Consider the following 21,709-nt stretch of genomic DNA (forward strand, 5'->3'; position numbering starts at 1 on the left):
TCAGGCGGCTTTGCTGGCCGCCGAGACGCCGTTGAGGTCGTAGGAATCGAGCATGGACTGCACCAGACGGTCGGCGCCGGCCCAGTCGTAGGTGCGATAGGAATGCCCCTTGGTGACGAAGGTCGCGCCGGCGTAAAACATCTCGTATTGCTGATGGCGCGAGCCGAACTCCGAGCCGACAGCATCCCAAGCGAGCTTGTAGAATTTCACCCGGTCATGCGAATTGGCCTTGGGCGACTGCTGGGTCTTGCCGATCAGGGCCGCGATCTCGGGATTGTCGAAGTCCGCGACCGACGAAGGCAGCATGATCATGCCGCCGCCGGCGAGCTCGCGAAGCGTATTGATGACGTGCGCGTAGAGCTGCTGTGTCAGCACCTGCGCGGAGTAGAGGGTGTGCCGGTCCGGGATGAAATAGGGACCGACCTGCGTGCCCTTGGCTTCCATCGCGGCCACCAGCGCGTCGACCATGCCGGTCTCGGCCGCGAGCTGGCCGAGCATTTCGCGCACCTGCGGGAACTGGGTGACGCCGTTCATGTCGGCGGTCCGATGCCCAAGGCCGGTCAGGAATTTGAGCTTGACGCTCAAGCGCACCATCGCCTGGTAGTTCTGATAGACGTGGCACGGCGTGCCGTGAAACTGCTTCTGGCACATTTCGACGTTGCCTTCGATGAAGACGCGGTCCCACGGCACTTTCACGTCGTCGAAGTAGAGAACCGCGTCGTTCTCGTCGAAGCGGCTGGACAAGGGATTGTCGAACACTGCGCCAGCGGCATCCTCGTAGGACTTGCGCGACAGCATCTTGAGGCCCTTCGTGTTCATCGGAATCGCGAAGGACATCGCATAACGCTCCTCGCCCGGACGCATCGGCTGGATGGTGGTGACGAAGACCTCATCGGCGACCACGCCGCCGGTGGCGAGCATCTTGGCGCCGCGGATGGTGATGCCTTCCGCGTCGCGGTCGACGACTCCCGCGGTGAGGAACGGATCCGCCTGTTCGGCTGCGCCTTTCGAGCGGTCCGCCTGGGGATTGATGATGACGTAGGTGAGATAGAGATCCTTGTCGCGGACGTAGCGATAGTAGCTCTCGAGCGCGCCGGCGCGGGCAGGATCATACGCCTTGAAGACGTCGAGCCCCATGTAGAGCCCGGAAATGCACGACGCCACGTGGTCCGGCGCGCGGCCCATGAAGCCGGCATGCAGCGAGGCCCACGCCTCGAGCGCCTTTCGCCGCATCACGAGCTCGGCATAGGAGGTCGGAAGTTGCCAGATGCGGTTGGCGCGACCTGCGCCCGTGTCGAAGGTCATCAGCTCCGTGTTCTCAGACGCGCTCGCGAAGTCGAACATGCCCGCCATGGAGCTGGCGAGGTTGCGGAAGGCATGGTGCGTCGTGACATCGCCGACCGAGGCGCCGTTGATGTAGATGGTCCGGCCGTCCTTCAGGCCTGACAAATATTCCTTTGCGCTACGCATCGCAGGTCTCCGGTTCAAAGCTAGTAGTGGATGGGAAGCGGCCAGGTCGGCTCGCGCTCGGTCTCATCGACGAGATCGCGGTATCGGCCGCGAAAGAAGATCAGGGGAGCAGCGGCCTCGGCGCGGCTCGCGTGCCTGATGACGCGGACGACAAAGATGACGTGATCGCCGCCCTCGTAAATCGCATAGGGCGTGCATTCAAAATGCGCCATCGCGCCCGAGATCAGCGGCGCCTCGGCATGGCCGACCGACGTTCTCACCTGGTCCCATTTGTCGGAGAGAGCGCGCGCGAACTGATTGGAGATCTGCTCCTGATCGCGCGCGAGAATGTTGACGGCGAAGCCCTTGGCTTCGAGCATTGCCGGCAGGCTGCGCGCCTTGCGGTCGACACTGAAGAGAACGAGCGGCGGATCGAGCGAAACGGAGTTGAACGAGCTCATGGTCATACCGATGAGCTCTTCCCCCTTGCCGCGCGCCGTCACCACCGCAACGCCGGTGGCGAATTCGCCCAGGGCACGCCTGAATGCACGGTCCTCCATCGGACTCCGCCTCGCTTCCCACTGCGAATTATAATTCTCAAGTAGCTTTTTCGCAAAGCTATCTGGAAATGTCAAGCCTACTTGCCGGGCGGGCGCATGCGTGCTTCTTAAGCAAGCCGCAACGCCATGATTTGGTGAGGAGATTGACCGCGTGACCGATGCGCTTTTGACGGCGTCTAAACCTGAGCTGCTCGACAAGGAGGGAGACCGCACGCTTCGCGGCCTGCTCTACGACTATTTCGCGTTCGGACGCAGCCTCGAAGCCTGCCGTGAAATATTCGCGGGCTTTGTCGACCTGTCGCCTACCCAGTATCTGATCTTGATCGCGATCAAGAATTCGACTGCGGAAGAACCGATGGGCGTGAACCAGGTCGCCGAACGGCTGTACCTGAGCGGCGCCTTCGTCACCAACGAGATCAACAAACTGGTGTCCGATCGCTTCCTCGAGAAAACCCCCCATCCCGAGGACGGACGTCGGGTGCAACTTGCTCTCACCCAGCGTGGAATGAGCTTGTTGATCCGCCTTGCCGCCTTGCAGCGACCGGTCAACGACGCACTGTTTGGAATGCTGACGCGTGAGGAATTCAAAATGCTGGGCCAGCTGCTGTCCCGGCTCGCATCAAACGCTGATAGCGCGTTGAAGCTGGCCGTACATATGCAGGCTACGCTCAAGTCGCAGGAGGAACAGCCGGCCTCCACAGCGCCTCCGCCGGAGTCCCGCAAGAAGCGGCGCGCAACGCGCAGCAGCGGTCGATAGCGGCAATTGGAGGTTGGCGTTTTGACCAGCCCTCGGCTCAATCTCCGAGACCACGAAGTGGGCCGGGATCATCAAGAAGATCGGCATCGAGCCCGATGTAGCGATGCTTGGCGAAGGCCTTTCGTTCCAATCCGCTTGGCGCCTCCAACCTGACCGCATCATGATCTAGATGCTGCGCGGTTGCGTTCCTCTGCATGCCGGCCTCGCAATACGCGACCGGCACCGTCGTTGCCATCGATGGCGGCTTTCTGCCAGGATAGTCAGCCGTCTCCGATCGGCCGCAGATCGTGCCAGAGTTGAAGATGCGGAAGCTCGACAAGGATGCGGTGCGTGGTCCTCTCGCCGCCCTAGGAGTGAGCAGGCCCGGACGGCGCCACATCCAAGCGGACCGCGATCCCGTTCAGATCCGGAGTCGGCGCTGGATAATGCATCATGACGAGCGGATCGTGACCTGGAACGATGTGGTCCGCATCCGGCGCTGCGGCGCGCAGTTTGTCGAACCCCACCAGCATGTCGCCGACATGAAACGCCGTCGTAAAGGGACGCTCGCTGGTCAGGTTTTCGTAGAAATGACTGACGTCGGAAGCGAGCACGACCGGACCGCGGCGCGTGTTGGCCCGGACGAATTGAAGCCCGGCGGAATGTCCCCCCGCCGCATGGACCGTCAGCCCCGGAGCGATCTCAGCATCGCCATCGTAGAACAGGACGCGGCGCGCATAGTTCAGCCGCACGATGCCGCAGACATCCTCGACCTCGAAGGAATGCGACAGCCTCGGATATTGCATGTAGCGGCCGGTGGCGTAGGCAAGCTCGCGCTCCTGGAGATGAAATCGCGCGTTCGGAAAGCGGTCGAAATTGCCGGCATGGTCGTAGTGCAGATGCGTGAGGATCACATCCCTGACGTCGGCTGCGTCGATGTCGAAGGCGCGAAGCGTTTCAACCGGACAGCGCAGGAACGCCCGCTTGCGCTGCTTCGCGATCGCGGCGTTGAAGCCGGTGTCAATGACGAAGACGCGTCCGCCACCCCTCGCCAGCCACATAAAGTAATCCATCGGCATCGGCCCGTCGTGCGGGTCACCGCCGATGAAGTGCTCGCTCCGCCGCGCATCCCGCGTCGCGTAGCGGATGGCAAAGAGCTCGTATTCCGGCTCGCTCATGACTTCCACCAACCAAATGGGGCGCGTTCAGGACTCCGCGTCAACTTCCTTGAAAGCCTCGCGTGCGTTGCGGAAAGCGTCGATGCCGGCGGGCACGCCGCAATAGACGGCGACCTGGAGCAGGATCTCCTTGATCTCCTCCTTGGTCAGCCCGTTCTTCAACGCGCCCTTCACGTGCAGCTTCAGCTCGTGCGGCCGGTTCAGTGCGCCGAGCATCGCCAAATTGACGATCGAGCGCGTGCGACGGTCGACGCCGGGCCGCGTCCACAGCGCGCCCCAGCAGAATTCGGTGGACCATTCCGCCATCGTGCGCGTGAACTCGTCGGCACCGGCGATCGATTTGTTGACGTAGTCCTCGCCGAGCACCTCCTTGCGGACTTTGAGGCCCTTTTCGAACAGTTCGGTCTTGGTCATGATCGTCCCTTTCAGGTCTTGCGAGAGTCTAGATGGAAGTTGTTCGGCGCATCGCCGAGGGCGGCCGCAACGATCGCAGCAGTTCGGCGACGTCAGCCACCGCATCGAGACGCCAGACGGCGTCGATGACACCATCCGCGTCCCAATTGCTCTGGCCCGTTCGCACGCTTTCGCGCAGCTTGGCCTCGAGATCGCGATCTCCAAGCGGCGCTGCCAGGCTGCCGCGCGGCGAGATGACGGTCTCGGTGAAAACCTCGCCGGACGACAGGCGCACGGTCACGCGTGCCGCACCATCCGGCATCCCGTCATCCCACTCCGCCCTCACCTTCTGTCGCAGCTGCACAATATCGGGCCGGACGACCGTCTCGCGTGCAAACTCGGCGACGCCGGCTCTGCCGAGCAGCAATCCACACGCCACGGAATGATGGATGCTGACGCGCGCATCGCGCTCGTTGTTGACGGGGCGGTCGCCGCGCGCAAGCAGCAGCGTCGAGCCTTGAACGGTCACGGTGTCGATCTGGTCGAATCGCCGACCGATCTGCTCTCGCAACTGAAGGCAGGCATCAATGACCGCATGAAAAACGATGCCGGCGGGATAGGGCTTGTAGGTGTTCCTGGCGATCTCAAAGGTCTTGCCGAGACCATCAAGCAAGCGGGCAATATCCGGCTTGTCACCCATGGTGCGAGCCCAACCGACCGGGCCTTCAATGGCGTGGGGGGCCGCCTCATAACCCTGCTCTGCAAGCAGCGCCGCAAACAAACCGTTGCGCGCAGCGTTACCGACGCTGACATTCTTCGCGGCACTGGGCAGGTTCTCGACATTGCCTGCCGACTGGCTCGCCGCGAGCCCGATGGCATTCGCAATGACCTCCGCGGGCAGGCCCAATAGTTTGGCGCAAGCCGCCGCGGCGCCAAAGATCCCGCAGGTCGAAGTGATGTGCCAGCCGCGCGCATAATGGCGCGGCGAAACGGCGGCGCCGATGCGGCATTCGACGTCCACACCGAGGATGAACGCCGTCAACAATTCGCGTCCAGACAGTTTATGCGTCTCCGCGAGTGCGAGGACTGGAGCTGCGACCGGTGCCGCCGGATGAATGATCGTCTCGGGATGGGTGTCATCGAAATCGAGCAGATTGGCCGAGATGGCGTTGAGAAACGATGCGCACATCGCGTCCATCGGCTGCGAATGACCGATGACCGTCGCGGTCGCGGCGCCGCTGAACGGCGACAGGGTTCGCATCGCCGCCATCACCACCGGATCGCGTGCGGAGCCGAGTGCCGTGGCGAAGAAATTCAGTATCGAGCGCCGCGCCTCGCCGCTCTGCGCCTCCACGTCCGCCCACGACGTCGCCGCGACGAAATCGGCGAGCGTCCTGCTCACGCTGGGAATTGAGTCTTGCGGCACGCGGGGCGTCTTCCTCGTTTTTCGGACCTTATGCCGATCCGCGGCAAACTGTCGACCCCAAATGTTATGCTTGACAGCTTGTCTGACAATCATAACAATCCGAACGCTGGCGCGGGGTCCCGCCGCCACACGGCCGTCCGGAACGGCCGGCGACAGACAACAACAAGATCAAGACGGCGCACCCTGCTGGGGCGCGCTACAGGGAGTGAACTATGCCGGGAGAGACGCTCGGAGTGATCGGAACCGGCCGCATGGGCGGCCCCATGGCGGGGCGGTTGATGGACGCGGGCTATTCGCTCGTCGTCTACGACACGCAGACCGACGCGACGCAGCCGCTGGTCAAGCGCGGTGCCTTGGTCGGCAAGTCGCCGGCCGACGTCGCCTCGCGCGCCGACATCGTGCTCGCCAGTCTGCCGACGCCCGACATCGTCAAGGCCGTCACTCTCGGCGAGGACGGCATCAGCAGCGGCAGCCGCGCCAAGATCGTCGTTGATCTCTCGACCTCTGGTCCCGGCGCGGCGAAGTTCGTTGCGGAAGGGCTGAAAGCCAAAGGCATGACGCTGGTCGATGCGCCCGTCAGCGGCGGCATCAAGGGCGCCGTGAACGGCACGCTCGCCGTTATGGTGTCGTGCCCGCAAGCGACTTACGACGTCGTGCAGCCGATCCTGAAGAATTTCGGCAAGCTGTTCTACACCGGCGACAAGCCCGGCGTGGCGCAGACCGCCAAGCTCGCCAACAATCTGATGGCGGCGGCGGCGCTGGTGATCACGTCGGAAGCGGTCGCCATGGGCGTCAAGGGCGGCGTCAACGCCAAGGTGCTGATCGATATCATCAACGCCAGCAGCGGCCGCAACAGCGCCTCCGAAGACAAATTTCCCCGTTCGGTGCTGCCGGGCACGTTCGATTTCGGATTCACCACCGGCCTTTCCTACAAGGACGTCCGTCTCTGCGTGGACGAGGCCGAGGCCATGGGCGTGCCGATGGTCTGCGGCGCAGTGGTACGGCAGATGCTGGCGATCACCAACGCCAAATACGGCCCGTCATCCGATTTCACCTCGATCGCCAAGGTGCTCGAGGAGTGGGCCGGAGTCGAGATGCGCGGCTGAGCGCAAGAACCTTTGGGAGACACACTTGCGATGACGAACGGCCCGACCGGATCAGGCAAGGTATCGCTCGCGCGCCAGATGGCGCGGAGCGCGTTTGCCGTTGATTTCGGAGATTTCGGGCCTGAAGTGGTCGCCAAGGCCAAGCTCTGCCTGCTCGACTTCCTGTCCTGCGCCTTCGAGGCGGGTCATCATCCCTGGAGTCGTCAGGCAATCGCGATCGCACAAGGTGGCGGCAGCGCAACCATCGTCGGAATGTCGCAACTCTCAGCGCCGGCCGATGCCGCCTTCGCCAATGCCGTGATGGGGCACGGACTCGTGCGGGAAGACATGCATGCCGCCAGCATTGCGCACCACGGCGTGGTGATCTGGCCGACATTGCTCGCGCTGTCCGAACAGTCGCAGCTGCACGGCTCGAGGCTGCTCGCAGCCGCGATCATCGGCTATGAGACCGGCGCGCGGATCGGCCGCGCGTTGCTGACCTCCGATCTCGCCCGGCTCTATCGTCCGACCGGCCTCGTGGCCCCTCTGGGCGCGGCGCTCGCCGGAAGTTTCGCGCTCAACCTGTCCGAAGACGCAGCGACCAGCGCCATCGCGATCGCAGCCAACACGTCCAGCGGTCTCAACGAGTGGCCGCATGCAGGCGGCTCCGACATGTATTTTCATCCCGGCTTCGCCGCCAGCAATGCGATCAAGGCAGTCGGCCTCGCCGCAGCCGGCGCTTTCGGCTCCGAAACGATCCTCGAAGGCGAAGCGGGCCTGTTCGCCGCCTATCGTCGCCAGGCCGCGCCCGACAGCATCGCGCTGTTCCCGAATGGCGAATGCGAGATCATGGCGGTCTACAACAAGCCGGTGCCGGCCTGCAATTTCGCGCAGACCGCCGCGCAAGCGGCCCTTCGCGTCTCGCACGAACTCGCCGGCCCCGAGGAGATCGACCGCGTCGTCATTCGCGCTCCCGATGCCGCCGTGCGCTATCCTGGGTGCGCCTCCACCGGCCCGTATCGCAACGCGCTCCAGGCCAAAATGAGCATTCCCTTCAGCGTCGCGGCCACGCTCGTGAGGGGCGAGATCGAGGAAGGCAACTACGCCGAACTCGATGATGTCGATATCATCCGCCTGGTTGCGATCACGAAGCTTGAGCCGGATGTCGGCTTCACCACCGCGTTCCCCGACAAGCAGGGCGCGGATGTGACCGTGCATCTGCAGAGCGGCCGGACGATCCGGCACGCGCTACCCGACGTCATCGCCGCAACGCCTTCAGATATTCGCACGCGCTTTCGCACGGCCGCTCAGGGAGTCCTCGGTGAGGACCGCACGTGCCAGTTGGAGCAACTCATCGAGAACTGCGAACGGCTCGGCAATGCCGGCGATATCGCAGCACTATGCCGCCTGGACACGGCGGAACGGGTTTCACGATCGGCATCATAAGAAGTGCCGGAGAGTACGGGGGAAACATGGTCGACTTCGAGACCCGCTTAGGTTCGTCAGCCGCGCGGAGGCGAAGCTGATGGAAGGATTTTTGCAAGCGCTCGCCGCGGGCCTTCTGATCGGCGCCGTCTACGGCCTGATGTGCGTCGGGCTCGGCCTGATCTTCGGCGTCATGCGCGTCATCAACTTCGCCCATGGCGATTTCATGATGCTCGGCATGTACACTGCCTTCTATCTGTTCACCGCCGCCGGCGTTCAGTCGTTCTTCGGCAATGCCGTCGGACCGTTCGTCTCCATCCTGCTGGCCGGCCCCGTGCTTGCCGTATTCGGCTACTTCGTCCACCGGGCACTGATCTCGCACGTCTCGGGGACGCGCACCGCCTCGCTCGAAGGCGAGGGACACTACGCCCAGCTGATCCTCACGCTCGGCATCGCGCTGATCCTGCAGAACGGCGGCCTCATCGTGTTCGGCTCGGTGCTGGCCTCGATCCGCACGCCGCTGTCGAGCTCGGCCTGGGAGCTCGGCCCCTTCTTCGACATGAGCATCTTTCTCAACAAGGCCCGCAGCATCGACATGATCGTTTCGCTGATCATGATGATCCTGCTTTCGCTGCTGATTACGCGCACGCGGATCGGCAAATCGCTTCGCGCCGCCGCGGATAATCCGACCGCCGCGACCTATATGGGCATCGACGTCGACCGCGCGCACCGGACCGCCTTCGCGCTCGGCTGCGGCATCACGGCGATCGCCGGCGGCCTCCTCGCTACGAACTATCCGTTCCACCCGTTCGTTGGCCTCGAATACGTCATCGTCATGTATGCGGGCGTCGTGCTCGGCGGCATGGGCAGCATCATCGGCGCGTTCTGGGGCGGCATGACGATCGGGCTCGTGCAGCAGATGTCGACGCTGATCCTGCCGACGCAGCTGCAGAACGCCGCGATCTTCGCCGTCTTCCTCCTCATCATCTTCTTCCGACCGCAAGGCTTCTTCGGGCGGATGGTGGAGAGGACGTGATCATGCTCCGGATGCGCTCCTTTCTTCCTCCCCTGCTCTTCACGATCGCCTATGCCGCGCTGTCGCTCGGCGTCACCAATTCCTACTACCAGCTGATCCTGACGCTGGTGCCGGTGTGGGCGGTGTTCGGCCTCTCCTGGAACCTGCTCAGCGGCTACACCGGACTGATCTCGTTCGGCCACGCCGCGTTCTTCGGCATCGGCGCCTATGCAACCGCGCTCGGCCAGATCTATTTCGACATCTCCCCCTGGCTGCTGATCCCCATCGCGGCCGTGCTCGGCGGCATCGCCGGGCTGCTGATCGGATTTCCGACCTTCCGCCTCCAGGGCCACTATTTCGCCCTGGCGATGCTCGCCTACCCGCTTGCCATCCTCTACGTGTTCGAGTGGCTCGGCTTCCAGGAGGTGACGCTTCCGATCAAGCGCGACGCGCCGATCGCCTACATGCAGTTCGCCGATCCGCGCATCTACACGCTGCTGGGGCTCGCAATCATGCTTGCCACCATCGTGCTGACGCAATTCATCGAGCGCTCCCGCTTCGGCATGGCACTGCTCGCGATCAAGCAGAACGAGGCCGCCGCCGAGGCGGCCGGGATCAATACGCTCGCCTGGAAGCTGCGCGCGATCACGCTTAGCGGGGCCATTGCCGCGGCGATCGGCGGCTTTTACGCGCAGGTGTTGTTGGTCGTGACGCCGCAATCGGTGTTCGGCATGCTGGTGTCGGCACAGGCGCTGACGGTTGCGATGTTCGGCGGGGTCGGCACGGTCTGGGGACCGGTGATCGGCTCGGTGATCCTGATCCCGCTCGCCGAGATCCTGCACGCCGAGGCCGGCGCACGCTTCCCGGGCATCCAGGGCGTGATCTTCGGCTTCGCCATCGTCTGCGTCATCCTGCTGGCACCGGAAGGCCTGTTCTGGAAGCTGCGCGATCTCCTGCGCAAACGGATCGCGCCTAAGGCGGCTGCCTCCAACCCGCCCGAAACATCGGCTGCCAACGTCACCACGCTGAAGCCCGCCCCCCGGCAGCGCGCCGCCACCGGTGAAGTCGTGCTCGAAGTCAAGAACCTGTCGCGGTCCTTCGGCGGGCTCAAGGCGGTGCAGGATGTCAGCTTCAAGCTGCACCAGAACGAGATCCTCGGCATCATCGGACCCAACGGCGCCGGCAAGACCACGCTGTTCAACCTCCTCAATGGTTTCCTGAAACCGAGCGAGGGCGAGGTGCTGATCGATGGCCGCAACATGTCCGGCCAACGACCGCACGTGATCTGCGAGGCCGGCATCGGCCGCACCTTCCAGGTGATGCGACCATTCCTGCGCATGTCGATCCTCGACAACGTCGTGGTCGGTGCTTATGTGCGCGCGCGGTCCGACGACGAAGCCCGCAAGCTTGCCGCCGATGCAGTTGCCCGTGTCGGGCTCTCTGCCGTCGCCGACCGCGTCGCCGGCGAGCTTTCGACCAAGGAGCTGCGGCTGATGGAGCTTGCCCGCGCGATCGCCGGCCAGCCACGCATCCTGCTGCTCGACGAGACGCTCGCAGGCCTCGGCCACGGCGAAGCCGACGAGGTCGTCGCAGTGATCCGGCAACTGGCGCGCGACGGCACGACCATCGCGATCATCGAGCACACGATGCAGGCGATGGTCCGCCTGGTCGACAGATTCGTCGTGCTCGACCACGGCGCCGTCATCACCGAAGGCCTGCCGGAAGTCGTGACGCGCGACAACCGCGTGATCGAGGCCTATCTCGGCAAGAAATGGGTGGGCCATGCTGCGAATTGAGGGATTGAGCGCGGGCTATTCGGCCAAACCCGTGCTGAACGACATCTCGATCAATGTCGGCGCCGGCCAGTTCGTCGCGATCGTCGGGCCAAACGGCGCCGGCAAGACCACGCTGTTCAAGACCATCTCCGGCATCGTCAAGCCAAGCGGCGGGGCCATCACGTTCGACGGCGTCGATCTCCTCGCAGTGCCGCCGCCACAGCGCGCCCATCTCGGCATCGCCCACGTCCCCGAAGGCCGCCAAGTCTTCCCGTCACTGACCGTGATGGAGAATCTGGAGATGGGTGCGATGACGGAGAGCGGTCGACGCGACTGGCAGAGCAACATCGAGCGCATCTTCGAATGGCTGCCGGTGCTGAAGGAGCGCCGCAGCCAGTTCGCAGGCACGATGTCAGGCGGCCAGCAGCAGATGCTCGCGATCGGCCGCGGCCTCGCCTCCTCCCCGAAACTCTTGATGCTGGACGAACCCTCGATGGGGCTGGCGCCCTCAACCGCCGACTTCATCTTCGATCGGCTGATCGAGATTCGCCGCCAGTCCGGGCTGACCATGCTGCTGGTCGAGCAGCGCGTGGCGGAAGCGCTGGAATCCGCGGACCACGGCTACGTCCTCGAAGCCGGCCATGTCGTGCTCGAAGGCAACAACGACACGCTGCGCGCCGACGACCGCGTGCGGAAGGCCTATCTCGGTATGTGACGACCATAAAAAAAGACCAGGGAGCAAACAAAATGAACAAGACATCGAAGGGACTCTCGCGACGGACCGTGCTGTACGGCGCCGCCGCCGTGGGCCTTGCCGGCGTGGCACGCGCGCAGACACCGGCCGAGATCAAGGTCGGACTGATCGTGCCGTTGTCGGGCATCTACACCCGCCCCGGTCAGGTGATGAAGATGGGCGCCGAGATGGGCATCGAGCACATCAACGCGCAGGGCGGCATCAAGGCGCTCGGCGGCGCCAAGCTGAAGCTCGTCGTGATCGATTGCGGCGACACCACCGAGAAGGCCAAGAACGCGGCGCAGCGCATGGTGGCGCAGGAGCCGGATCTCGTCGCTGCCACCGGATCCTATCTGTCGTCCTTCACGCTGGCGGTCACCGAAGTGACCGAGCGTGCCGAGCTGCCGGTGCTGACGCTGTCCTATTCGGATCTTCTGACGGACCGCGGCTTCAAATACATCTTCCAGACCGCCGCGACCGCGAGCCGCCAGTCCGAGCTCGGATTGCCGACTCTGATGAAGCTCGCCGAGAATGCGTCGGGCAAGAAGCCGAAGACGGTCGCGATGTTGATGGACAACACCGCGACTTCGGTTGCCACGGCCAAGGCGCTGAAGGAGAAGCTGTTCGCGCAGGAAGGCCTGCAGCTCGTCGTCGAGGAGGTGTGGACGCCGCCTCTCGCGGACGCCACCCCGCTCATCCAAAAAGTTCGCTCGGCCAAGCCCGATCTGCTGCTGTTCATGCCGAATGCGGTGTCGGACGCCAAGCTGGGGCTCGAGAAGATCAGCGAGTTCGGCCTTGGCCAGGGCAAGATCCCGACCGTGTCCTTCAGCATCACCATCGCCGAGCCGGACATGCTCCAGAGTGTGAGCCCGGAGACAGTGCAGGGCATCATGACCATCGTCGCCAATTGGGGCTCGAAAGGTCACGAGGCGCTGATCGCCGAGCTCAAGGCGAAATACAAGGAGCCCTGGATGACGCAGAACGTCATCTCGACCTATGGCGACATGTGGCTGATGAAGGAAGCCTTGGAGAAGGCCGGCAAGGCTGACCGCAATGCGGTCGCGCAGGCCTTCCGCACCATGGATGCCGGACCGTCGAAATACTATCCCGGCGGACAGCTCAAGTTCGACGAGAAGGGCCGCAGGGTCGGTGCCGGCGTCGTCATCGTGCAATGGCAATCGGGCGTGCCAATCACCGTCTATCCGCCCGAGCTCGCGCAGGCGCAGCCGTTCTGGCCGAAGAAATAGCATCGCGCATTTTCAGGGAGGAGGATTGTCATGAGTGCAACGAGCAAGATCACGATCACCCGTCGAACACTGCTTGCGGGCGCGTCCGGCACGCTGATCGCATCCCACGCCTGGGCCCAGCAGCCTTCGGAGGTGAAGGTCGGCCTCTTGGTGCCGATCTCCGGTATCTACGCCCGTCCCGGCACGGTGATGCGTCAGGGCGCCGAGATGGCCGTCGAGCACATCAACGCGCAAGGCGGAGTCAAGGCGCTCGGCGGCGCCAAGCTGAAGCTCGTGGTGCTCGATTCCGGCGACACCACTGAGAAGGCCAAGAACGCCGCCCAGCGTATGGTGGCGCAGGAGAGCGACCTGGTCGCAGCAAGCGGCGCCTACCTGTCATCCTTCACGCTCGCGGTCACCGAGGTCACGGAACGCGCCAACTTGCCCGTCCTCACTCTCTCCTACTCCGACCTGATCACGGATCGCGGCTTCAAATACGTGTTCCAGACCTCGGCCACGGCAGGCTCACAGGCCCGTCAGGCCTTGCCGCAAATCATCAAGCTGGCCGAGACGGCGTCGGGCAAGCGGCCGAAGACGGTCGCGATCCTCACCGACAACACGGCGGCGTCGATCGCCTCGGCGAAATCGATGCGCGAGGGCCTGCTGGCAGAGAACCAGCTGCAGCCGATCGTGGACGAGACCTTCACTCCGCCGCTGGCGGACGCGACGTCGCTGGTTCAGAAGATTCGCTCGGCCAAACCCGACCTGCTCTTCTTCCTGCCGACGGTGATCTCGGACGCAAAATTGCTGCTCGAGAAGATGAACGAGTTCGGCCTCGGCCAGGGCAAGGTGCCAACCATCTCGTTCGGCATCGCCATCGCCGAGCCGGACATGCTGCAGACCGTGAGCCCTGAACTGCTACAGGGAGTCCTGACCTGCGTTGCGAGCTGGGGCGCAAAGGGCCACGAAGCCCTGATCGCCGAATTGAAGACCCGCTACAAGGAGCCGTGGATGACGCAGAACGCGATCTCCACCTATGGCGACATGTGGGTGATCAAGGACGCGCTGGAGAAGGCCGGCAAGGCCGACCGCGTCGCCGTCGGCGAAGCGCTGCGCACCATGGATGCGGGTCCCTCGAAATATTACCCGCTGGGCGAGATCAAGTTCGACCAGAAAGGCCGTCGCGTCGGCGCCGGCATGACCATCGTGCAGTGGCAATCCGGCGTGCCGGTGACGGTGTTCCCGCCTGAGCTTGCGCTGGCGAAGCCGTTCTGGCCCAAGACCTGATACCGCTCGAAAGCGAAACGGAGAACAGAATGGACAAGGCGACCTACGACCGCGGCCTCGAAATCCGCAAAAGCGTGCTCGGCAGCGAGTTCGTCGACAAGGCGATCGCGTCAGCCGACGAGTTCAACCGCCCGATGCAGGATCTGACCACCGAGTATTGCTGGGGTTACGTCTGGGGCCGCGAAGGGCTGACGCGAAAGACGCGCAGCTTCCTCAATCTGGCGATGCTCTGCGCGCTCAACCGTCCGCACGAGCTGAAGACCCACGTCCGCGGCGCCCTCGCCAATGGCGCGACCAAAGAGGAGATCCGCGAGGTTTTCATGCAGGTCGCGATCTATTGCGGCGTGCCGGCCGGCGTGGACGCGTTCCGCAACGCGAAGGAAGTCTTCGCCGAGCTCGACAAGAAATAAGGGAGCGCGGGCTGCGATGAAGGGCAAATGGGCACTCGTGACCGGCGCGACCGCAGGCCTTGGCCTCGCCATCGCGGAAGGCCTGGCCGGCGCGGGCTGCAACATTGTCCTGCACGACCTCGTTGCGCCGAAGCAGCCCGCGGACAACCTCAGCGCCCGCTTCGGCGTCGAGGTCATCCCCGCCGCTGCCGATCTGTCCGGGCGCGACGACATCGAGAGCATGATGGTTGGCCTGCTCGACCGCTGCGGCGCCATCGACATCCTTGTCAACAACGCCGTTGTCAGGCATTTCTCGACGATCGAGCAGTTTCCACCCGATCGCTGGGACCAGGCGCTCGCTGTTAACCTGTCGGCGCCGTTCCACCTGATCCGCCTTGCGCTGCCCGCGATGAAGCAGCGCGGCTGGGGCCGGATCATCAATATCGGCTCGATCTATTCGAGCCGCGCGATCGAAGATCGCATCGACTACGTCACGACCAAAGCGGCAATTCTGGGCATGACCCGCGCGGTGGCCATCGAGACCGCCCGCAGCGGAATCACCTGCAACGCGCTCTGCCCGGGTACGCTGCCGACGCCGGCGATCCTGAACAAGATCGCGACGATGGCCGCGAATAGCGGACGCCCCGTCGATGACGTGACCCGCGAATATCTTGGCGAGCGGCAGCCGACGCAGCGCTTCGTCGAAATGGATGCGGTCGCCGCCATGGTCGTCTTTCTCTGCGGTACCGCGGCAAATGACATCACCGGCGCCAGCCTGCCCATCGACGGCGGCTGGTCAATCGCATGAGAGCATTGGAATGGGAGTGCTGAGATGACCGAACAACCAGGCCAGACCGTCGTCCTGACCGGCGCTGCCGGCGGCATGGGACGCGCCATCACCAAGGCGCTGCTGGACAGCGGCCGCCGCGTCGTGCTGGTCGATCGTGACGCCAAGGCGCTTCAGCAGCTGGCGGCCACCGTCGGCGACAAGGTGTTTCCGATTCAGCTCGACGTAAGCGATTCCCGGGACGTGGATAGTCTGCCGGAGGTCATTCCTGCTCATTTCAAGCCGGTCGAAATCCTCATCAACAATGCCGGGCATGACATCGGCGGCCGGACACGCTTCGACGCCGGCTCCGCCGACGACTGGTCCAACATCATTCAGACCAACCTGATTGGCCTGATGCGCGTCACCCGCGCGATCCTCCCCGACATGGTCAAGCGCAACGCCGGCCATATCGTCAACATCAGCTCCATCAACGCCGTCCGTATAATCCCGGATATGGCGGCCTACAGCACCAGCAAGGCCGGCGTGCACATGTTCACCGAGACCCTCCGGGGCGAGCTGGCGGACACCGCGATCCGGGTCACCGAGCTCCAGCCCGGCCTGACCAGGACCAACATCATCCTGACCCGCTACCGCGGCGACAAGCAGAAGGAAAAGGACTATTTCGACCAGTTCAGGATGGCGCTCGAGCCGGCCGACATCGCCCGCTCGATCGTGTTCGCGCTGGATCAGCCCGCCCACGTTCAAATTGCCGAAATGATGATTCTGCCTGTAAACCGGTATTGAATCATTCCAACCAAGGCCCGGACATGGAAAGACGCCGCGAATTGCAGTCGACACTCCGCATCGATGACGTACCGACCGTCCGAGCGATGGTGGCGCAAAAGCTGCGCGAGGCGATCATGTCCGGCACGCTGAAACCGGGCCAGCGCCTGGTCGAGCGCGAGCTCTGCGAGATGATGGGCGTCAGCCGCCCCTCGATCCGCGAAGCACTACGCGCCCTCGAGGCCGACGGGCTGGTCAATACGGTCCCTCACCGCGGCCCTGTGGTCTCCACGATCAGCCTGGAGGAGGCCCGGCAGCTCTACGCCGCCCGCGCGGTGCTCGAAGGCTTCGCCGGCCGTGAATGCGCCAGGCTTCACGACCCGGAAGTGGCTCGCCGGATCGGGGAAGCTCTGACCCGGCTGAAGGCAGCCGCAGCCAAGCAGGACCTCGTCGGATGCCTGGAAGCCAAGACCGACTTTTACGCTGCTCTGATCGGTGGCTGCCCGCAACGCGTTCATCGAGCGCATGCTCAAGCCGCTGCATGACCGAATCCAGCTGTTGCGGATCACCTCGATGTCGCAGCCGAAGCGGATCAACAAGAGTTTGCGCGAGGTTACCGCGATCTGGCGCGCGATCCAGAACGGCGATGCTGACCTCGCCGAGCGCTGCTGCGTCGACCACATCAATGCGGCTGCGGTGGCCGCGCTCGACATGATCGAAAAATCGTCGGCAGCCAAGGAGGCGGCGCCTTCCGACGACTAAAACATTGCCGCCAGGGAGTGTTCGATGACGTATCTCGTACGATCGCTGATCCTGTTTGCCCTGCTCTATCCCTGCCGCGCAGCCATTGCGGAAGACTACCCCACCCGCCCGGTCACGATGATCGTGCCGTTCTCAGCTGGCGGTCCCGGCGACGTGATCGCACGCATCCTCGGCGGCGCGATGAGTGCGACGCTGAAGCAGTCGATCGTGATCGAAAACGCCGTCGGCGCCGGCGGCACGCTCGGCACCAACCGTGTCGCCAAGGCGGCCCCCGACGGCTACACGCTGCTGCTGATGCATGTCGGCCAGGCCACCGCGCCGGCCCTCTACGCCAAGCTGCCGTTCGATCCGGTCGGCGATTTCGCCCCCATCGGGCTCGTCACCGACGTCCCAATGATCCTCGTGGCGCGGCCGAACTTTCCCGCCAAGGACCTCAACGAGCTCATCGCGCAGATCCGCAATGCCGGCGACAAGATCACCTTCGGCAATGTCGGACTCGGCTCGGCCTCACAGCTCTGCGGTTTGATGTTCATGAGCACCACCGATACCAAGCTCACCCCGATCTACTACAAGGGCGGCGGCCCAGCGCTGAACGACGTCATCGCCGGCCACATCGACGTTTATTGCGACCCTGCAACCGGGCCGACGCCTTATATTCAGTCGAACACGATCAAGGGCTACGCGATCACGAGCAAGAAGCGGGTTGCAACGCTGCCGAACGTGCCGACCTCGGCCGAGGCCGGCCTTCCCGCGTTCGACGTGACGACGTGGTATGGCCTCTACGCCCCGCGCGGCACGCCGAAGCCCGTCGTCGACCAACTCGTCGGCGCGCTGCAGACCGCGTTGAAGGATCCCGCCCTGATCAATCGGTTTGGTGAGCTCAGCATGTCCCCGGTTGAACCCGAACGCGCGACGCCGGAAGCCCTTGAAGCCTTTCTCAAGGCTGAGATCGGCAAATGGGGAAGGATCATCAAGGCAGCCGGCATCGAGCCGCAATAGGTTAGCTAGAGCGGATCGACCCCGTTGCTAGCTGTAGAAGATGCTCCGTCGACGTTGAGGGCTTGGCCGGTCACAAAGCAGAATCGTCAGACGCAAAGAACGCAACGGGCCCGACGACGTCCTCCGGCTGCCCGAGCCGGTGCAGGTCCGTGACCTTCTCGAAATAGGCGACACGCTCGGGATCGCGGAGATTGTTCATCCCCATCTCAGTCACGATGATGCCCGGGCATACGGCATTGACCGTGATGCCGTAGCCGCCGAACTCCATGGACGACACCCGGGTGAAGCCGACCACGGCCGACTTCGATGCAGCGTAGTGGGACTGTCCCGGACCGCCCGCTCGAGCGGCGAGCGAGGCGATGTTGACGATCCGCCCGTATTTGCGCTCCTTCATATGTGGCACCACGGCCTGGGTCATCTGGAAGACGGCCCGACGTGGCCGCCGACACAGTCGCGGCGACCACGCCGTTCCATTATCCGGGCGAGCGGGCCTGCGTTCCGGCGCCGCGCGTCGGCGCCTTTGTTACCGCGCCGTGGACCGGCAACAACGTACCGTGCGAGCCGGGCACAGTACTGATTGGGTGACGCAGCCTGCCCTGTAGCTTCGCCGCATTGTGCAATAACAAGGAGCGGACTGCGCTGGTCGGCCCGCTCCTACGCGTGCGTCGCGCCGATCCGCGAGACGCTCTTCGCGAGCGGCTTGCCTGACATCTGACATCGAATTCAGTTGGATCGCCTCGTACCGGACCTACCTCTCCCTCATCACTGACCCGGCCATCGGCAACCTCGCGCGGAACATGGCCGGACAGCGCAACAAGAGGAGTCATCCATGAAACGTGCAATCATTATTCTGGCGACAGCAGCACTCGCCTCGACGCTCGCCGTCGGCGCGGCCAATGCACATGGCGGCGGTGGTGGCGGTGGCCACGGCGGTGGTTTTGGCGGTGGCGGCTAAGCCTCGACCGGCGCGGCGCTCGACGATCGCACATCGATCTCTCGATAGCGCTCCACCGCTTCAGACGACTTGTGCTGGCCCCGACGGTTTTCCTCGAGCAGGTTGTTCATTGCGGGCCGCGCTCGCAGCACCAAGCTCCACAAGACCACGACATCTGGACAACAAATCGCGGCATCCAACCCAAGATCCGGCGTCATCACCCATTCGACTCGCAAATCTTTGGAAGTGACCTGAAACGACTCGCACTTCCTTGTTTTTCCGACTCGCGATCTTTTGGCGACGGACGCGAAATCAATGACTTAATCGAGCGGATTGATTTTCTGATCATTCGACTTGGCGATTCGACTTGGCGCGCTACGGTTTCTCCGCCGCAATCCGACCATCCGGATCCATTTTCAGATACTCACCGCGATCGGTGGCGAAAGCCGTGGTGCTGGGCAACGCCAGGCGTTGTCTCATAAGCCCTGTTGGCCCCAAACACGGGAGCCGCGCCGCCAGGGCGTTCCAGGCCCATTCTGCCTGCTGGCGTCAATTCGCAGTCGTTCAACACATCCCGATCGGGATATTGCGCCTGAAACGAATTTGGATCTTGAATCGCCCACAACGGGCACTGGGCGCTTGCAGAGCTTATCGCGCCAATCGACATCATCGCTGCAATAACAAAGGTCCTGAATCCAGTCATGGTCGTGCTCCGAACGGCTGTTGCTTTCGTGCGGAGCATTCGCGCTGCCTCGACCGGCTGCTCTGTTGAAATGCGTTTCCTTCGAATTTCTTGGTTGAACATTAGGTGGGGATGCGCTCGGGAAAAACACGTGGGTGAACAATCACGCCTGCGCGAATGGCAAATCGGTGTGCTCACCATTGCGTGACGCACCCCGGCGACGAAGGACTCCAAACCGTGACGCAACGGCCAGCATGAAGCCGAGTGCGAGGTTTGCAGATTCGCACGAATTCGACCGCCGACCGGCGCGGGATGCCGAGGACGTTACCAGTCTTGCAGGCGTGGCCGATTGCGAGGGCGTAGACCGAGACTCATCTAACTCCTCATCGTAGATCTATCGGAGAAACTACCATGCGATCGGGTGTCGTTTTGAGCCTTTTGATAATCCTGTGTGCACCCGTCAGCGCCGCGGTGGCAGGCCAAGTCCATCGGCATCAGGTCCATCGGCATCATGCGACAGCGCATTCTCGTGTTTTGACGACTGGGACCGCTGGGGCCTGGGCCTATTCACCGGCACGGCCGGCCCGCCATCAACCGACCCCGCACTATGATGACCAACCAGAACCAGGTCATAATCCGTACGAGGGATGGGGTGGTTAACACCCCTCCCCGCCGCGTCTCCGCCGACTTGGCGCCCTTCGAGCGCGGCGATGTACAGCGAGTTCGCCGCCGACCTCAATCCCGGTTCAGGAGGCGTTCGCCCTCGCCCGTTCGCGGGCTTCGCGGCGGCGCTCTCGGCGCTCGCGCCGCGGCTTGGCCCGCTCAGCTGGCTGCGGCAGCGGAGCAATCTCGAATACCGGCTGGGACGTCTCATTGACCAGGGACGTCAGGCTGGGCTCGCTCGGTGCTGGGCGGGCTTCCATGAACTCCAATATGTCTCGCCCCTTGGACGTCAGTCTCCAGCCACCGCTGATGCGCTCGACAAGCCCCTGTGAAAAGATGTCGAGGTCCGGCACCCGGCTGGCGAGACGCCTCGTCCGGTCGGCCCAATCGCGGCCACTGGTCGCCAGGATGGCCATGTCGCGCTTGAGGTCTTCCATGACGGCAAAGCCGTCCGGATAGCTCACCAGGATCTTCAAAACCGTAACCTGGAAATTCACGCCCCCGCCCCCGCCCTGGATCAATCAGCGCCAGAAGATCCCCTCACGGGAAATGGCCACCGTACTTTGCTTCCGTGCGTTCGCGATTCAAAAATGTTAAGCTTGAGAAAGAAGGGCGCGCAGGCATGGCTGCAGCCCGCGTCACCAGCCTGGGATTACGGTGACAGTGCGCACAATTAACTCCGGCTTTCGCGGGTCCGAAGTCCTGAATTAGGTGCATTGTCACCGTGATACCGCGTCGTCCCTGCCACCGTGCCCGGCGATGAACATTGCGACGGCCGACCGGCAATAGGATTCGATTTCCTTGTCGTTCTCTGCTCTCGCCTGATCGAAGCGCGCGATCATCACGAGATCGGATCCTTTGAAAAGCGCGGCAAACAAGCGGGCGGACCGGTGAGGATCGGGCACGTTCAGAAGCGCCTTCGCGTGCAACTGACGCAACAGGGCCTCGATCTGGCCGATGACATGGGCGGGGCCGGCTTCGAAATGGAGCTTGCTTAGCGACGTTTGATTGGTCTTGTCGGCCATGACCATGGCTTCGACACTGCGGACGTCCGGTCTGAGCAGCGTGCGAAGCAGCAATGATCCCACCGCCATGAGCTGATCTTCGACCGAACCATCGTCGTCCTCATGCAGGGCCTGTGGTGCAAACAAGAGCTGGCAGCCGGCCGCGATGGCCGCGCCGAACAGCGCCTCCTTGTTCTCGAAGTGCCTGTAGATGCTAAGCTTGGATATCTTCGCGCGCCGGGCGACCTGGTCCAATGTCGTCGCTTGAAACCCCAATTCCAAAAAGAGTTCGCGCGCGGCGTCGACGATCGTCTGGCCAAGCGCCTCGTTGGCGGGCCGGCCGCGCCGGCGCTGGCGATTTTCGGTCACCAAATTACAGTCCTTGACAGTATCCTAATTCTTGAATTACGATACCACGCAGTGTCCAAAATGTCCA

The 21,709-nt window shown here is 63.5% G+C and carries 22 protein-coding genes and 1 pseudogene; 14 read left to right on the plus strand and 9 right to left on the minus strand.

All coding sequences use genetic code 11. The annotated features are described in order from the left end of the window. Both ABIA40_RS24690 and ABIA40_RS24695 read right to left on the minus strand, forming a co-directional pair. Window positions 1-1,470, minus strand: a complete 1,470-nt coding sequence (locus ABIA40_RS24690; protein WP_404543621.1) for a 4-hydroxyphenylacetate 3-hydroxylase family protein — start codon at window positions 1,468-1,470, stop codon at window positions 1-3. Window positions 1,471-1,490: 20 nt separating this feature from the next. Then, entirely contained in the window at window positions 1,491-2,009 is a 519-nt protein-coding gene (locus ABIA40_RS24695; protein WP_404543623.1) for a flavin reductase family protein, read from the minus strand. Between the two features lie 151 nt (window positions 2,010-2,160). Between ABIA40_RS24695 and ABIA40_RS24700 the strand changes: the two genes are divergently transcribed. Then, on the plus strand, window positions 2,161-2,766 hold the full coding sequence (locus ABIA40_RS24700; RefSeq protein WP_404543625.1) for a MarR family winged helix-turn-helix transcriptional regulator: 606 nt from the start codon (window positions 2,161-2,163) through the stop codon (window positions 2,764-2,766). A 37-nt stretch (window positions 2,767-2,803) separates the two neighbouring features. On the opposite strand, the gene ABIA40_RS24705 is transcribed toward ABIA40_RS24700, so the two are convergent. The 4 genes from ABIA40_RS24705 to ABIA40_RS24720 all read right to left on the minus strand — a co-directional run bounded on the left by ABIA40_RS24705 (window position 2,804) and on the right by ABIA40_RS24720 (window position 5,871). Next, entirely contained in the window at window positions 2,804-3,001 is a 198-nt protein-coding gene (locus ABIA40_RS24705) for a hypothetical protein (RefSeq protein ID WP_404543626.1), read from the minus strand. Window positions 3,002-3,113: 112 nt separating this feature from the next. Further along, a complete protein-coding gene (locus tag ABIA40_RS24710; RefSeq protein ID WP_404543628.1) occupies window positions 3,114-3,923 on the minus strand; it encodes an N-acyl homoserine lactonase family protein in 810 nt (269 codons plus the stop codon). A gap of 27 nt (window positions 3,924-3,950) precedes the next feature. Next, window positions 3,951-4,337, minus strand: a complete 387-nt coding sequence (locus tag ABIA40_RS24715) for a carboxymuconolactone decarboxylase family protein (protein WP_157285224.1) — start codon at window positions 4,335-4,337, stop codon at window positions 3,951-3,953. Window positions 4,338-4,365: 28 nt separating this feature from the next. Continuing rightward, the gene (locus tag ABIA40_RS24720; RefSeq protein WP_404543630.1) at window positions 4,366-5,871 is read right to left on the minus strand and encodes an MmgE/PrpD family protein; all 1,506 of its coding nucleotides are present in this window, start codon (window positions 5,869-5,871) and stop codon (window positions 4,366-4,368) included. Between the two features lie 83 nt (window positions 5,872-5,954). On the opposite strand from ABIA40_RS24720, the gene ABIA40_RS24725 reads away from it, so the two are divergent. The 12 genes and pseudogenes from ABIA40_RS24725 (at window position 5,955) to ABIA40_RS24780 (ending at window position 17,990) form a co-directional block, all read left to right on the plus strand. Further along, entirely contained in the window at window positions 5,955-6,848 is an 894-nt protein-coding gene (locus ABIA40_RS24725) for an NAD(P)-dependent oxidoreductase (RefSeq protein WP_404543631.1), read from the plus strand. Between the two features lie 30 nt (window positions 6,849-6,878). Then, window positions 6,879-8,273, plus strand: a complete 1,395-nt coding sequence (locus tag ABIA40_RS24730) for an MmgE/PrpD family protein (RefSeq protein ID WP_404543632.1) — start codon at window positions 6,879-6,881, stop codon at window positions 8,271-8,273. Between the two features lie 79 nt (window positions 8,274-8,352). Then, the gene (locus tag ABIA40_RS24735; RefSeq protein WP_036011532.1) at window positions 8,353-9,288 is read left to right on the plus strand and encodes a branched-chain amino acid ABC transporter permease; all 936 of its coding nucleotides are present in this window, start codon (window positions 8,353-8,355) and stop codon (window positions 9,286-9,288) included. A 2-nt stretch (window positions 9,289-9,290) separates the two neighbouring features. Next, complete coding sequence (locus tag ABIA40_RS24740) at window positions 9,291-11,063, plus strand: branched-chain amino acid ABC transporter ATP-binding protein/permease (protein WP_275509194.1); 1,773 nt, start codon at window positions 9,291-9,293, stop codon at window positions 11,061-11,063. Beyond that, window positions 11,050-11,757, plus strand: a complete 708-nt coding sequence (locus ABIA40_RS24745; protein WP_036011537.1) for an ABC transporter ATP-binding protein — start codon at window positions 11,050-11,052, stop codon at window positions 11,755-11,757. The genes ABIA40_RS24740 and ABIA40_RS24745 overlap by 14 nt, the downstream gene beginning before the upstream one ends. A gap of 32 nt (window positions 11,758-11,789) precedes the next feature. Further along, on the plus strand, window positions 11,790-13,022 hold the full coding sequence (locus ABIA40_RS24750; RefSeq protein WP_404543634.1) for an ABC transporter substrate-binding protein: 1,233 nt from the start codon (window positions 11,790-11,792) through the stop codon (window positions 13,020-13,022). A 30-nt stretch (window positions 13,023-13,052) separates the two neighbouring features. Continuing rightward, the gene (locus ABIA40_RS24755; RefSeq protein ID WP_275497221.1) at window positions 13,053-14,288 is read left to right on the plus strand and encodes an ABC transporter substrate-binding protein; all 1,236 of its coding nucleotides are present in this window, start codon (window positions 13,053-13,055) and stop codon (window positions 14,286-14,288) included. A gap of 29 nt (window positions 14,289-14,317) precedes the next feature. Continuing rightward, entirely contained in the window at window positions 14,318-14,698 is a 381-nt protein-coding gene (locus tag ABIA40_RS24760) for a carboxymuconolactone decarboxylase family protein (RefSeq protein WP_036011548.1), read from the plus strand. 16 nt (window positions 14,699-14,714) lie between these two features. Then, entirely contained in the window at window positions 14,715-15,485 is a 771-nt protein-coding gene (locus ABIA40_RS24765) for an SDR family oxidoreductase (RefSeq protein WP_404543636.1), read from the plus strand. A gap of 24 nt (window positions 15,486-15,509) precedes the next feature. After that, window positions 15,510-16,250: an SDR family oxidoreductase gene (locus ABIA40_RS24770; protein ID WP_404543638.1), complete on the plus strand. Its 741-nt coding sequence runs from the start codon at window positions 15,510-15,512 to the stop codon at window positions 16,248-16,250. A gap of 23 nt (window positions 16,251-16,273) precedes the next feature. Then, window positions 16,274-16,991: pseudogene (locus tag ABIA40_RS24775) on the plus strand (GntR family transcriptional regulator). A gap of 24 nt (window positions 16,992-17,015) precedes the next feature. Further along, a complete protein-coding gene (locus ABIA40_RS24780) occupies window positions 17,016-17,990 on the plus strand; it encodes a tripartite tricarboxylate transporter substrate-binding protein (RefSeq protein ID WP_404543639.1) in 975 nt (324 codons plus the stop codon). 70 nt (window positions 17,991-18,060) lie between these two features. Here ABIA40_RS24780 and ABIA40_RS24785 read toward each other — a convergent pair whose 3' ends face one another. Next, window positions 18,061-18,408, minus strand: a complete 348-nt coding sequence (locus ABIA40_RS24785) for an SDR family NAD(P)-dependent oxidoreductase (protein WP_404543641.1) — start codon at window positions 18,406-18,408, stop codon at window positions 18,061-18,063. Window positions 18,409-18,819: 411 nt separating this feature from the next. Between ABIA40_RS24785 and ABIA40_RS24790 the strand changes: the two genes are divergently transcribed. Then, on the plus strand, window positions 18,820-18,945 hold the full coding sequence (locus tag ABIA40_RS24790) for a hypothetical protein (protein WP_271538691.1): 126 nt from the start codon (window positions 18,820-18,822) through the stop codon (window positions 18,943-18,945). 1,407 nt (window positions 18,946-20,352) lie between these two features. Here ABIA40_RS24790 and ABIA40_RS24795 read toward each other — a convergent pair. After that, window positions 20,353-20,766 carry a hypothetical protein gene (locus ABIA40_RS24795; RefSeq protein ID WP_271538849.1) on the minus strand — a complete coding sequence of 138 codons (414 nt, stop codon included), beginning with the start codon at window positions 20,764-20,766 and terminating at the stop codon, window positions 20,353-20,355. A 222-nt stretch (window positions 20,767-20,988) separates the two neighbouring features. Beyond that, window positions 20,989-21,642, minus strand: coding sequence for a TetR/AcrR family transcriptional regulator (locus ABIA40_RS24800; RefSeq protein WP_404543643.1), 654 nt, complete (start codon window positions 21,640-21,642; stop codon window positions 20,989-20,991). Window positions 21,643-21,709: the final 67 nt, after the last annotated feature.

Origin of the sequence: Bradyrhizobium sp. USDA 223, assembly GCF_044909005.1 — a bacterium.
Classification (GTDB): Bacteria; Pseudomonadota; Alphaproteobacteria; order Rhizobiales; family Xanthobacteraceae; genus Bradyrhizobium; species Bradyrhizobium yuanmingense.